The following is a 12,803-nucleotide window of genomic DNA, read 5'->3' on the forward strand; positions in this document are numbered from 1 at the left end:
AAGGAGCAAAGTCATGGCCCGTTCCGTCGCCTCGATCGTCGCCGGCCGCCTGGTCGCCGGTGCTCCCGGCGGGACTCTTCAGCGCCCCAATCCCGGCCGTACCGCCGAGCTGGTCACCGAGGTCTCGCTCGGGGACGCCGCCACGTTCGTCGAGGCCGCCAAGGCCGCGAAGGCGGCTCAGCGATCCTGGGCGGACATCCCGGCGCCGGTGCGCGGATCCGCGATCGGCAAGATCGGCCGACTGGTCGAAGCCAACAAGGAGCGGCTCGCCCGCATCGTGACCGAGGAGATCGGCAAGCCGTACGCGGAGGCGCTCGGCGAGGTCCAGGAGATCATCGACACCTGCGACTTCTTCCTGGGCGAAGGCCGCCGGCTGTACGGGCAGACGGTGCCCTCGGAGATGCCCGACAAGCAGCTGTTCACCTTCCGCAATCCCATGGGCGCGGTCGCGGTGATCACGGCGGGCAACTTCCCCGTGGCCGTGCCCGCCTGGTACCTCGTGCCGGCGCTCGTGACCGGCAACACCGTCGTGTGGAAGCCCGCCGAGTACGCCGCCGCGAGCGCCAAGGCCCTCTTCGAGCTGTTCGTGCACGGAGGCGGCCTGCCCGACGGCGTACTCAACCTCGTACTCGCCGACGGGGAGCAGACGTACGCCGGTCTGGAGGCCTCCCTGGGGGCAGGGCTGGTCGACAAGGTCGGCTTCACGGGGTCCACGCTCGTCGGCCAGAAGATCGGGGCCCTGTGCGGAAGCCATCTGCAGACCCCGTGCCTGGAGCTGGGCGGCAAGAACCCCCAGGTGGTCACCCCGAGCGCGAACCTCGACCTGGCCGCCGAGGGGGCGTTGTTCTCCGGATTCGGCACCGCGGGGCAGCGCTGCACCTCCCTCGGGACGCTCATCGTGCACGAGTCGGTGAAGGAGGATTTCCTCGCCCGCTTCGACGCCGCGAGCCGCGCGGCCCGGATCGGCGACGCGTTCGAGGACGTCCTCTACGGCCCGATGCTCGACCAGCGATTCGCGGAGCGCTACGAGACCTTCCTCGGGTGGATCAAGGACCACCACCGGACGTACGGCTCCGACGGCGTCGGGCGGATCACGGCCGACAACCCGCGCAAGGGCTTCGTCGGGGACCCCGAAGCGGGCATGTTCTACCACCCGGTGATCGTCGACGGCGTGCGCCGCGACGACGACCTGTTCCTCACCGAGACCTTCGGCCCCATCGTCGGAGTGATCACCTACCGGGACTTCGACGAGGCCCTCGACCTGGCCAACGCCCACGGATACGGCCTGTCCGCCGCGATCTACACCACCGATCCGCACGACGTGTGGACGTTCCGGCGCGGCATCTCCGCGGGCATGGTCAGCGTCAACAACACCACCTCCGGCGCCGAGGCGCACCTTCCGTTCGGCGGCAACGGCAAGTCGGGCAACGGCAGTCGCCAGTCGGGGCAGTGGGTGCTCGACCAGTTCACCCGCTGGCAGTCGATGAACTGGGACTACTCGGGCCGTCTGCAGAAGGCGCAGATGGACGTGGCCACGCTTGAACCCGACATGGCTTTCCGCCTGTGAGCGGCGTCGAGGACCTGGACCGGCACTTCCGCGAGGAAGTGGCCGGTCTTCGGTCTCCCGACCACGCGGCGGGTCCCGGCGACGGGCTGGGCACCCGCACCGCTCTGGACACCCGTACCGCCCTGGACCTGTTCTACGCCCAACTGGAGAGTCGGCACGCCGACGCCGCCGCGCGCTGGATGCAGCAACAGGGCCGTGGTTACTACACCATCGGATCGAGCGGGCATGAGGGCAACGCCGCGGTCGCCCTCGCGTTGCGCCCCACCGACCCGGCGTTGCTGCACTACCGGTCGGGCGCCTTCTACTGCGCCCGCGCCCGGCAGGCCGGTGGCGTCGACGCGGTCAGGGACATGCTGCTGGGGGTTGCCGCAGGGGCCGACGAGCCGATCGCCGGTGGACGGCACAAGGTGTACGGGCGGCGCGAACTGGCCGTCGTCCCGCAGACGTCGACCATCTCCTCCCACCTGCCCCGGGCGGTCGGGGTGGCGTGGAGCATCGCCCGGGCCAAGCGGCTCGGAACAGAGTGCGCCTGGCCCGACGACGCCGTCGTCTGCTGTTCCTTCGGCGACGCCTCGGTCAACCACTCCACGGCGGCCGGCGCCATCAACAGCGCATGCCACGCGGCCTACCAGGGCCTTCCGATGCCGGTGCTGTTCGTCTGCGAGGACAACGGCCTGGGGATCAGCGTGCCGACACCGCACGACTGGGTGCGGCGCGCCTACGGCAACCGGCCCGGCCTCGCCTACTTCGCCGCGGACGGGTGTGATCCGTCAGCCGCTTTCGACGCCGCGTGCGAGGCTGCGGCCCACGTCCGCAAGCACCGGCAACCCGCGTTCCTGCACCTGTCGATGGTGCGCTTCCTCGGCCACGCGGGTTCGGACGCCGAAGCCGCCTACCGGCTGCCCTCCGAAGTCGACGCGGATCTGCGACGCGACCCGCTGCTCGCCACCGCCCGGCTGCTCACAACTGCCGGCGTCCTCACCCAGCAGCAGGTTCTCGAGCGATACGACGAGGTGGGCGGACGGGTGTTCGCCCTTGCCAAGGAGGCCCTCGACAGCGAACCCCTGACCACCGCCGCGGAGATCGCCGCCCCCATCGCACCCCGCCGTCCCGACCGCGTGGCGGCCGCGGCACGCCGTACGAGCGAACCACCCACCGTGCCCGTCGGCGAGCCCGTCACCGTCGCCCAGGCCATCACCCACACACTCGCCGACCTGCTCGGCAGCCACCCGGAGATGGTCGTCTTCGGCGAGGACGTCGGCCGCAAGGGCGGGGTCTACGGACTGACTCGGGGGCTGCAGCGGCGTTTCGGTACGGCCCGGGTCTTCGACACCCTGCTCGACGAGCAGGCCATCCTCGGTCTCGCGCTGGGGGCGGGGCTGTCCGGGCTGCTGCCGGTGGCGGAGATCCAGTACCTCGCGTACCTGCACAACGCCGAGGACCAACTGCGCGGCGAGGCCGCCACGATTCAGTTCTTCTCCCAGGGCCAGTACCGCAACCCCCTGGTGGTCCGCGTCGCCGGCTACGGCTACCAGCGGGGGTTCGGCGGTCACTTCCACAACGACAACGCGCTGGGCGTCCTGCGTGACATTCCCGGTCTGGTCATCGCCTCCCCGTCCCGCCCCGACGACGCCGCCGCGATGCTCCGCACGTGCGTGGCGGCCGGGAAGGTGGACGGAACGGTCAGCGCCTTCCTGGAGCCGATCGCGCTCTACCACACGCGAGACCTCCACGCGGAGGGGGACAACGCCTGGCTCGCGGCATACCCGCCACCCGCGGACCACGTGCCGATCGGTCGGGCACGCACCTACGGCACAGGCACGGACCTGACCCTCGTGACGTTCGGCAACGGCCTGCCCATCTCGCTTCGAGCCGCCCGCCGGCTGGAGCGGCAGGGCATCGCGTGCCGGGTCGTCGACCTGCGCTGGCTGGCACCCCTGCCGGTCGACGACCTGCTACGGGAGGCTCGTGCGACGGGACGCGTCCTCGTGGTCGACGAGACCCGCCGTACGGGAGGCGTGTCCGAGGGAGTCGTCACCGCCCTGGTCGATGCCGGATTCACCGGCGCCGTCCGACGTGTCGCCAGTGCCGACAGCTTCATCCCGCTGGGGAACGCGGCGCAGTTGGTCCTCGTGTCCGAGGCCGACGTCGAGCACGCCGCCGGCGAACTGCTCTGAGCGCGCCCGCATGCGCCGCGCCGCACATAGCTGTGCCTGTGCCTGTGCCTGTCCCTGAGCCTGTGCAGACAGCGGACGGCCCGGCACAGCAGGGGGAGTTCGCGGACCCAGACCCGTGTCGGACCTCCGTGCTTTCACGGATGCCCTCGACCGGTGGGGCGGGCCAGTGCGACGGCTATGCCTCGACCACTTTCTGCGGGACGTGGGGGAGGGGCAGCGAAGACCCCGGCAAGGTGTCGGCCCATTCGACGGCGCTGCGTCCGTGGTTCTACACCTGGAGTCTGCTGACCCGGTACCTGCCCACCGGGTCCACCATCCACGCGCCGGCCCAGCCGACGGGTGTGCGCGTGCTGGCCGCTCAACTGCCCGGCGGTGGTTGGACGTTCGCCCTGGTCAACCGCACGTCCGTCGCCCAGACCGTGAGGTTGAGCGAGCCGACCGGGTCCATCACTGTCAACAAGTACCTCTACACGGACGGAGCCACCCCGAGCACCGACGCCAACGGCTTCCCCACGAAGGTCGGCACACTGACGACGAACTTCACCAGCGGACACGCGCTGACCGTGGGCGCCGACTCCGTCGTGGTGTTCACCACCGCGTCGTAGCCCCGTCGGCTGGTGCAAGCCTGCGGCATCCCCCGCGCCTCGCCATAGGGGAACGGCCCGCCCGGATGATCCGGGCGGGCCGTGCGTGCCTGACAAGCTTCGGCCCTGGCCGCCTACTTGCGGGCGTGCAGCACGCTGCCGTCCAGGGGCAGTGGCGAGGAGCCGACAAGGGTGAGTTGGGCGTCGCCGAGCAGCTGGGCATAGTGGTCGGCGCGGCGTTCGCGGCCGCCGACGTTGCACATCATGTGGAGGTCCCACGAGGTGGCGAGCGAGGCCGAACCGTCGGCGGGCAGTACGCGCTCGACGATGAGGAGGTCGGCATGGGCGGGCATCGCGTGCGAGATGTGGCGCAGGATCTCGCGGCAGCGCTCGTCGTCCCAGTCGTGCAGCACGCGGGAAAGAATGTAGATGTCCCCGCCGGGCGGTACGTCCGAGAAATCGCCGGCCTGGTACGTGCACCGGTCGCCGTAGCCGCCGGCGTCGAGCAGTTGACGGGCGGCTTCGATGACGTGGGGGCGTTCGAGCAGAACGCCGCGCAGGCCTGGGTGCGCGGCGAGGATGCGGCCGAGCAGTTCCCCGTTGCCGCCCGCGACGTCGACCACCGTCCGAGGGGTGGGTGCCTGGTTCGCGGCCAGGACGACGGGGTGGACGGGCAGCGGTTCGAACATGCGCGAGCCGGCGGCCATGGACTGGTCGAACGGTTCCGCGAGTTCGGGGTGTCGGGCGAAGTAGTCGAAGTGGTTCTCGCCGAAGTGGTGGTCGAAGGCGACCTGCCCCGTCCGCACCGTGTGTCCGAGCCCGGCGAAGGACTGGTAAAACGGTCCGCCGTACATCAGTGCCAGGGGCCGCATCGAACCCGGCACGTCCGCGCGCAGCAGCGCGCCGAGCCCGGAGAGCCGGAAACCGTCCGCGTCTTCCGTGACCACGCCCAGCATCGCGAGATACCGCAGGAGCGTCGCCAGATTCATGGGGTCGGCGCCCACCACCTGCGCCAGGGCCTCGACACCGACCCCGCGATCCGTGTCCATGGCGTCGGGCACCCGCAGTTGAGCGAAGGCCGCCAGGGCCTGGGTCGTCCACGCTCCGGTCATCAGACGCAAGAGTGCCTCGGCGGGCTGCCGCGCACGGTGCTCGTCGAGGTGGGCGGCGAACACATCCCGGTGATCGCCGTGTGCGTACAGCTCCACGCGCTGGTACCCGGCCTTCGAGTCGGCCGGGGCGGCGAAGTAGAACACCGTGCCGTCCTCGTGCGGGTTGTAACCCCCGCCGTCGGGGATCGCGCCGTGCCGCGCGAAGACCGCGCACAGGCCGCGCAACACCAGCGGATCCGGACGTACGACCTCGAAGGCGAGGTGCGCCTCGTGCTGCAGGGCGCGCTCATGTTCGGCGATGTCGGCCAGTGGCGAGCCGGGCGCTACGGTCAGCGAGAACACCTCGACCGTGCGGTGTTCCCCGTCCGGACCGGTCACCGCGGGGCGCAGAATCCTTACCTCCAGTTCCGCCGCGTCGCGTGTGTGCCGGGTGGCCAGCCGATCCCGGACGACGACGCTCGGCAGCGAGGGCGCATCCGCGGCCAGCCCGCAGTCGGTCAGCACAGCATGGAGCGCTTGCGGATCGGGAGGGAAGACGAGCAGCGCGGCGTGCGCGAAGCGGCATCGGTCCACCAGCGCCCGCAGTTCCACGCCGTCAAGGCCAGGAAGTAGCAGCGAGAGCAGGCCTGCGGTGTCCTGTTCCCTGACGAACTCGACCGCCGTGCGCAAGCGGGTCGCATCGCCCGGCATCGTCGTCATCATCGTGAAGGGTTCCCCATTCCCGTACTTGGGTGGTGCGGTTCTCATACGCCGACGTAGTGCTCGGCGAACCAGTCCTGCTGGCTGCGCGAGGTGCGCAGCGATTCCATACGCGCACGCCGCAGGCAGGCGTCGAACTGCGCGGCACCGTCCGAGGTGGGCACGCTGTGCAGCAGCCGGATCATCCACTGAGAGAAGTCCTGCGCACGCCAGATGTGCTCCAGGCACCGTGCCGAGTAGTCGGCGAGCCCCTCGCCGTCGCCGTGCGCGAGGTCGTCGACGAGGGCGCGGGCGAGGATCTCCGCCTCCAGCACCGCGAGGTTGGCGCCCTTGGCGGCGGACGGGCTGATCACGCTCGCGGCATCGCCCACCAGGAACAGCGATCCGTGACGCAGCGGTTCGAGTACGTCCGACTCCAGGGCGACGACTCCGCGTTGGACGATCCGCCCCCGCCGTAGCGGCCCGTACTCCGACGCGCGCATCCGCAGCTCCAGTTCGTCCCAGAGCCGCTCCTGGGACCATTCGCCGGCCGGACGGTCCCGGTCCCACTGCAGGTAGTACCGCGTGACGTCGTCGGTACGCGCCATGTGCCCGGCAAAACCTCGGCTGTTGACCGCATAGCCCACGGCGTCCAGGCTCGGCGGCGCCTCGGCGAGCAGGCCCAGCCAGGACACACCGTGGTCGCGGTGATGGCGGCGCACCGCATCGGGCGGGAGCGAACGCCGGGCCGCACCGTGCCGGCCGTCGCAGCCGGCGACGTATCTGGCCCGCCACCGGTCGGGGCGTCCGTCCGCCTCTCTCACCGTGACCGAAGGCTGAGCGCCGTACGCTCCGAGTACGGCCAACGCCTCGGTTTCGAAGCGGATCCGTCCGCCGGCGTTCACGAACTGCGTCAACAGATCGGTGACCAGGTCCTGTTGCGGATAGACGGTGTGCCGCTCACCCCGGCCCAGGCTGCCGTAGTCGAGGCGGAAACGGCCGTTCTCGGTACGGAATTCACAGGTGCTGTGCTCGTGTCCGTGCCGGTGCAGGCCCTCGGCCAAACCGTGTCGGTCCAGGAGCCGCACCGTGTTCGCGGCGAGGAAGCCGGCACGCGCCCGGGTCTGGATGTGCGCGCGGCCGGCACGCTCCAGGATGACGCAATCGATGCCGCTCGCGTGGAGGAGGTTGCCGAGCACCAGCCCGGCCGGTCCGGCGCCGAGGATGATCACATCTGCTGTGTCCTCGGCCACTCGGATGCTCTGACTTTCTGTCACAGAAGCGGATCTTAACCACGGAAAAATGCATCGATGGGCGAAGATCACCCGAATGTATGCAACGCATCTGAATCAGCGGATTCGGAGCTGCGTGAGGTGGTTGACTTCGCGGATGAGGTCGAGTGGTTGGTGGAGCTCGACGCGGCGGGCGCCGACGCCGATGAGCACGTCGGGATCACAGTCGCCGGGGCCCGCCCCCAGCACTGAGGCGGGCCTGGACGGTCTCAGGGCACGGGAACCGGTGCCCCGTAGTGGACCGGGACTCCCATCTGGGCCGTGCGCTCGGTGATGGTGGGGGTTGCTCGTTCGGCGAGGGCGGCGATGGTGAGGGACGGGTTGACGGTCAGGCAGGTCGGGACCGCGGAGCCATCGGTGATGAACAGGCCCGGGTGGCCACGGAGTTCGTTGGTGTCGGTGAGGGCGCTGCTGGAAGGGACGTCACCCATGCGGGCCGAGCCGATGGGGTGGGCGGTCACGGTTCCGGCGATGTCCTCCTGCCAGGGCCGGACCCGGGACAGCCCGTCCTTTTCGAGAATGCCGCGCAGAGCCTCGTCGGCCCGTTGCCAGCCGCCGCGGGTGCGGTCGGTGGGGCGGTAGGTCATCGTGCCCAGTCCGAGCCCGGGAGCGAGACGGGTGAAGCTGCCCGTGAGCGGGGGAGTGGCCTGGAAGACGCCTTCGTTGTTGTCCTCGGTCATGGCGAGAAGCGTGAGCCAGGACCTCCAGCGGGAGCGGAGGGTACGACCCGGGATCCCGAACCAGTACGGCGGATCGGTGGTCCGGGACAGCACGTTGGTGAGGGGCGGGAAGTAGATCTGCTGGAGCATGAAGCGGCTGAACTCGGGGAGCGACGCGTCCAGAAAGTCGTACGTCGCCGCCGTGATGGGGCGGCCGATCGGCAGCCCCTCGTACGGGACGCCGTCCGGACGGGACAGTCCCAGAAGTGAGCGCACCTTGGTCTCGTCCACCTCCGCGACGCTCACACGGTCGCCGTTGCCGGAGAAGTAGCGTCCCACCGCCGTCGGGATGCCGCCGAGCAGCGGGGCGGAGCGCTGGAGGACGACCGGAGTGCCGACGGCTCCGGCGGCCAGGACGACGGTCCTGGCATGGATGGTGCCGCTCTCCAGGGTGCATGTGTAGTCGTCGGGATCGAGCACCGTATAGGTGACCGCGTACCGGTAGCCCGGTACGAGCGAGGGTGCGACGGTCTGTACTTCGTGCAGCGGCCGGATCGTCGCGCCGTGAGCCTCCGCCGCCGGCAGGTAGTTGAGCAGCATCGAGCGTTTGGCGTCGAAGCGACAACCGGACAGCATCCAGTTGCAGTTGGTGCACCGCTCGGTGTCGACGGCCACGGGTACGGGATTGCACGTGTGGCCGGCGCGCTGGCAGGCAGCGGCCAGTACACCACCTGCGTAGGAGACGTCCGTCCAGCCGGTGCGGGTCACCGGGAGCGCCTCCTCGACGCGGTCGTACCAGGGGTCGAGCGCGGCGCGGGTGAGTGCGGCCGGCCAGATGCGTCGGCCGAGGCTGCCGTGGCGCTCGAAGGCGAACGCGGGCGCGCGCAGCGAGGCGGCGAAGTAGACGACACTGCCGCCGCCGACGCAGTTGCCGGCGACAACGGCGATGCCGTCGCCGCGAACGACGTCGACGATCCGGTTGTAGGTGCCGAGTCGCATCGAGTGGACGAAGTCGCCCGCCGCGAGGCGTGGGCCCCGTTCCAGGACGGTGACCCTCGCGCCGCCGGCGGCGAGGTAGTAGGCGGGGATCGCTCCGCCGAAGCCGCTTCCGACCACGAGGACGTCCGTGGTCTGCGCGCTCATGCGGGGCTCCCCGACGCGGTCGTCGCGGGGTGCGTGGTGGCGAGGGCCTTGCCGTAGGAGTAGTCGGCGAAACGCCACAGCCCGTCGGCATCGGGCTGGGGGAACCTCAGCCAGGCCAGTCCGGGATGGCCTGTCGTTACGGCCTGGCGTGTGTCGAGGTGGGCGGCGGTGTCGAAGGCGAGGCCGGTCAGCAGGCTGAGCACCTGCCAGATGGCGCGGTCGGGGTCCTCGGGCCCGAACAGCCCGCGTAGGAGCGCGGTGCGGTCGCGGAAGGACAGACCCACGAAGGCGGGGCTGGTGATGGGAAGCAGGATGAGGTGGGTGGCCGCGTAGGCGATCGCCCGGGCGTTGAGCAGGGCCGCGATCTCCGGCAGCACCGGGGCGAGTGGCAGTTCGGGCGAGTTGAGCGTGCTGATCACACCGGCCTGCACGGCGCCCGGTCCTTTGACGACGCCCGCGATGGCGAGGTCTCCGGCGAAACGGCGTTCACCGGGGATCAGGGTGTCGGCGAACGCCTCCATCGTCTGTACGGTCCACCCCGCGGGCCCGGTCTCGGTCGCCGCCGCGCGGGTGGCGACGCCCGGGAACTGCAGCGCGGACAGGGTGCCGGCGGTGGCGGCCAGCGCCCTGAGTACCGCTCTTCGATCGATCGAGGACACGGTGCTCACCCGGCCGTCGAGCAGAGTGGGGAGTATGGGATGGCCGTGGTCAGGCCCGTCTCTCCGGCCGCGCTGCCATATTTCTCCAGCGCGTCGGCCAGTTCCGGGTACACCGGGCGCAGCGCGGCGACGGCGTCACCGATGCCGACGCTCGTACCGTGGATACGGAAACCGCTCAGCCGTGCTCCGGCCCGCTGCCCGGACTTGTCCCACCAGTACTGGCCGTCCCACGTCACCCAGGGTGTGGCGCCGGTGGTGGTCTGCACACTCCAGTGGTCCTTCTGGTAGTAGCGGCAGGTGACCATGGCCAGGGCGAACCGGGAGGGTTCGGCGACGAGGAAACGCAGGGCGCCGCCGTTGTCGAAGGTGATGTCGCGTTTGCTGTACTCCACGCACAGCGGGTCGCGGAACATCAGCCACCACGGGGGGATCTCGCCTTCGCCGAACCGGTGCCAGTCACAAGTGGCGGCGAAGGCCGGTTCGGTGAACGGTCCGATCTGGGATTCGGTGTTCGCGAGGCCTGCGGAGGCCGTGTGCGAACGCGGAACCGCCGAGGCGGTTCCCGGAACGAGAGCGGTGGCGCACAGTGCTCCCGCGATTGCCAAGTACATGCCAACCCTGTGAAGGCGAGGCGAACCGGACAAGGTGTTCCGCCTTTCTCGCGGCGACGGCCGTCAACCGGTCCGCGACGCGAACCGGCCCACCCAAAGAGTGGGGCATGACTACCCTTCAGTAAAGAGGTGGGTCAGTGACTCATCCACTGGCCCAGTGCGCGACGGTCCCGAGTGCTGAAGTTCCGGTACGCCGTGGGTGGTTGCCCCAGGAGTTTCCTGAACGCGGATGTGTAGGCGGCGGGGTTGTCGTAGCCCAGCGTGGTCGCGATGCGGGTGATGGGCGTGCCGGTGGCGAGATGCTGCAGGGAGTGCAGGACGCAGGCGCGTTGTCGCCACTGGGAGAAGCTCAGGCCCGTGCCGCGCTGGAACAGTCGGGCGAGGGTGCGTTCGCTGATGTTCAGGGCCGCGCACCAGCGTGCCGGTGGGTCGTGGATGTCGGGCCTTTGCAGGAATGCCTCGCACAGGCCGCGCAGTCGGGGATCGGACGGCAGGGGCACGTCGAGCGGTAGCGGGGCGAGGTTCTTGAGTTCGTGGAGGAGGAGAGCGGCGACCGCGGCGTCCCGGCCGTGCTCGGGGTAGCGCGGCTCCATCTCGACGGCTTCCAGGATCAGTTCCCGGAGCAGGGCGGAGACGTCGACGGCCTGGCAGCGTGCGGGAAACCACGGCACGGCAGCGGGTTCTAGGTAGAGGCTGCGGGTGCTGACCCCGGTCATCGTGACCTGGTGCCTGGTCAGCGGCGGGATCAGGACCGCACGGGCGGTGGGAATCGTCCAGCTGCCGTCCGCCGTCTCGACTCGCATGACGCCGGTGGCCGCGTACAGGACCTGGGCGCGGCGGTGCTCGTGCCAGACGAGCAGGTGGTCATGGGGGTAGTCGGTGCCGATGGCCAGCACGGCACGATCGAGGTCGTCCACCTTCGCCACCGGGATGTTGCGCATGCCGCGAGGCTACGCGGGATCGGGCCCGTCTGTCTGCTGCGCGTAGGAAGCTGGCAAATCATCGATTGCCCGCCAGTCTGCTTGATCCCTAGCGTCGTACCAGTGCTGACCTCCTTCTCCACCCTCGTCTTCTTCGGCTGCCTGACCGGCATCACGACCGTGCTCTTCGGTTTCGGCGGCGGCTTCGTCACGGTCCCCGTCGTCTGCGGAGTCCTGACCGCCACCTCCCACCCGGCCGCGGAGGCGGACGCCATGCACATCGCGGTGGCGACCTCGGCGGCGGTCATGGTCGTGAACGCCACGACGGCGACCCTGGCCCAGTGGCGGCAGGGCCGACTGCGGCGGACGTACGTCTGGCCGCTGGCGGCGTTCATCATGGTCGGCGCTGTCGTCGGATCCTTCGCGGCCGCGCGGATCGGCGATACGGCGCTGCGGCTGCTGTTCGCCGTGTATCTCCTGGTGACGATCGCCGACAGTGTGCTGCGGAAGGGCTTCCTGGTGGTGGCGCGCCAGGCGCGGCCGCGGCCCTTGGGGCGGGGCACCGTCACCCTCGGTGGAGCGGGCATCGGCCTGCTGGCAGCGGCCCTGGGCGTGGGCGGCAGCGTCATGACGGTGCCCCTCCTGCGCCGCAGGGGCCTGCCCATGAACGAGGCGACCGCCATGGCCAACCCGCTCAGCGTTCCCGTCGCCGTGGCCGGCACCCTCGTTTACGCCCTCGCCCCCACCACACCCGCCAGTACGGGACAGCTCGGCTACGTCGATCTCCCCGCGGCCGCCGCCCTGCTCATCGGATCCCTGCCTACCATCGCCGTCACAAGACGAGTCACCGGCCGAGTCCCGGACCACGTCCACTCCGCGGCCTACGTCGGCCTGCTCGTGGTCGTCCTGATCGTGATGCTGAGGGGGCTGATGTGGTGATCCCGTCTGGTCGTGTCCTTCTATACGTCTCCCTTCTATACGTCTCCTTTCACCACCTCCGCAGCGTGTGCCGATACCGCGGTCGGTGATTCCTCCGTGGCGCAGTGTGACGCGATCCGTGCTCTCGGTCTGGCCCGTTCGAGGGTCCGTTCAGGGGGCGGGAGGGGGTCGAATGGGGGGCCGGGGCGTGACGCCCCCCATAGGAGCCAGATCACGTCCTACCGCGGATCGTAGAGCGACCCCGCCGCGAGCAGGCCATAAAGCTCCGAAGCGACAGATTTCGGACATTGCTCCGTAGTCGGGTAGTACGTCACATTCTTGCGCCCACTTCTACCCGCCGCTAACCATGTTTCTCGTTGCCGCAAGCCGCAGGACGGACCGGACCCGCATCCGGAAAGCCCGCCCTCGTCTCGCACCGCAACACGGGGCCCTCGCCCCGACGCCCGACAGGCCGCGACCGAA

Annotated in this window: 11 protein-coding genes; 5 read left to right on the forward strand and 6 right to left on the reverse strand. The window is 70.1% G+C overall.

Annotated features, from left to right (window positions below; genetic code table 11):
- Positions 1-13 precede the first annotated feature (13 nt).
- The 3 genes from ACWGKT_RS16025 to ACWGKT_RS16035 all read left to right on the forward strand — a co-directional run bounded on the left by ACWGKT_RS16025 (position 14) and on the right by ACWGKT_RS16035 (position 4,349).
- Entirely contained in the window at positions 14-1,567 is a 1,554-nt protein-coding gene (locus tag ACWGKT_RS16025; RefSeq protein WP_453274084.1) for an aldehyde dehydrogenase family protein, read from the forward strand.
- Positions 1,564-3,744: a thiamine pyrophosphate-dependent enzyme gene (locus tag ACWGKT_RS16030; RefSeq protein ID WP_453274085.1), complete on the forward strand. Its 2,181-nt coding sequence runs from the start codon at positions 1,564-1,566 to the stop codon at positions 3,742-3,744. The genes ACWGKT_RS16025 and ACWGKT_RS16030 overlap by 4 nt, the downstream gene beginning before the upstream one ends.
- 140 nt (positions 3,745-3,884) lie before the next feature.
- A complete protein-coding gene (locus ACWGKT_RS16035; protein WP_453274086.1) occupies positions 3,885-4,349 on the forward strand; it encodes a hypothetical protein in 465 nt (154 codons plus the stop codon).
- A gap of 113 nt (positions 4,350-4,462) precedes the next feature.
- On the opposite strand, the gene ACWGKT_RS16040 is transcribed toward ACWGKT_RS16035, so the two are convergent.
- Together ACWGKT_RS16040 and ACWGKT_RS16045 are read right to left on the reverse strand one after the other, a co-directional pair.
- Positions 4,463-6,130 (reverse strand): methyltransferase, encoded by a 1,668-nt coding sequence (locus ACWGKT_RS16040; protein ID WP_453274087.1) that lies wholly within the window; start codon positions 6,128-6,130, stop codon positions 4,463-4,465.
- A 53-nt stretch (positions 6,131-6,183) separates the two neighbouring features.
- Entirely contained in the window at positions 6,184-7,350 is a 1,167-nt protein-coding gene (locus ACWGKT_RS16045) for a 4-hydroxybenzoate 3-monooxygenase (RefSeq protein ID WP_453274203.1), read from the reverse strand.
- A 78-nt stretch (positions 7,351-7,428) separates the two neighbouring features.
- On the opposite strand from ACWGKT_RS16045, the gene ACWGKT_RS16050 reads away from it, so the two are divergent.
- Positions 7,429-7,602 (forward strand): hypothetical protein, encoded by a 174-nt coding sequence (locus ACWGKT_RS16050; RefSeq protein ID WP_453274088.1) that lies wholly within the window; start codon positions 7,429-7,431, stop codon positions 7,600-7,602.
- 17 nt (positions 7,603-7,619) lie between these two features.
- On the opposite strand, the gene ACWGKT_RS16055 is transcribed toward ACWGKT_RS16050, so the two are convergent.
- From ACWGKT_RS16055 to ACWGKT_RS16070, 4 genes are all read right to left on the reverse strand, one after another.
- Complete coding sequence (locus ACWGKT_RS16055; RefSeq protein ID WP_453274089.1) at positions 7,620-9,212, reverse strand: FAD-dependent oxidoreductase; 1,593 nt, start codon at positions 9,210-9,212, stop codon at positions 7,620-7,622.
- A complete protein-coding gene (locus ACWGKT_RS16060; RefSeq protein ID WP_453274090.1) occupies positions 9,209-9,871 on the reverse strand; it encodes a DUF5987 family protein in 663 nt (220 codons plus the stop codon). Before ACWGKT_RS16060 ends, ACWGKT_RS16055 begins: the two co-directional genes overlap by 4 nt.
- Before the next feature lie 5 nt (positions 9,872-9,876).
- Positions 9,877-10,482, reverse strand: a complete 606-nt coding sequence (locus ACWGKT_RS16065) for a hypothetical protein (protein WP_453274091.1) — start codon at positions 10,480-10,482, stop codon at positions 9,877-9,879.
- A 134-nt stretch (positions 10,483-10,616) separates the two neighbouring features.
- Entirely contained in the window at positions 10,617-11,423 is an 807-nt protein-coding gene (locus ACWGKT_RS16070; protein WP_453274092.1) for an AraC family transcriptional regulator, read from the reverse strand.
- Positions 11,424-11,525: 102 nt separating this feature from the next.
- Between ACWGKT_RS16070 and ACWGKT_RS16075 the strand changes: the two genes are divergently transcribed.
- A complete protein-coding gene (locus tag ACWGKT_RS16075; RefSeq protein WP_453274093.1) occupies positions 11,526-12,341 on the forward strand; it encodes a sulfite exporter TauE/SafE family protein in 816 nt (271 codons plus the stop codon).
- Positions 12,342-12,803: the final 462 nt, after the last annotated feature.

The sequence above is a fragment of the Streptomyces sp. NPDC054794 genome (assembly GCF_053611585.1).

Bases quoted from the DNA above. Each gene is read 5' to 3' on its own strand.
- ACWGKT_RS16025 (WP_453274084.1), top strand. From the start codon at position 14: ATGGCCCGTTCCGTCGCCTCGATCGTCGCCGGCCGCCTGGTCGCCGGT.
- ACWGKT_RS16035 (WP_453274086.1), top strand. From the start codon at position 3,885: ATGCCCTCGACCGGTGGGGCGGGCCAGTGCGACGGCTATGCCTCGACC.
- ACWGKT_RS16040 (WP_453274087.1), bottom strand. From the start codon at position 6,130: ATGCCGGGCGATGCGACCCGCTTGCGCACGGCGGTCGAGTTCGTCAGG.
- ACWGKT_RS16050 (WP_453274088.1), top strand. From the start codon at position 7,429: ATGGGCGAAGATCACCCGAATGTATGCAACGCATCTGAATCAGCGGAT.
- ACWGKT_RS16055 (WP_453274089.1), bottom strand. From the start codon at position 9,212: ATGAGCGCGCAGACCACGGACGTCCTCGTGGTCGGAAGCGGCTTCGGC.
- ACWGKT_RS16065 (WP_453274091.1), bottom strand. From the start codon at position 10,482: ATGTACTTGGCAATCGCGGGAGCACTGTGCGCCACCGCTCTCGTTCCG.
- ACWGKT_RS16070 (WP_453274092.1), bottom strand. From the start codon at position 11,423: ATGCGCAACATCCCGGTGGCGAAGGTGGACGACCTCGATCGTGCCGTG.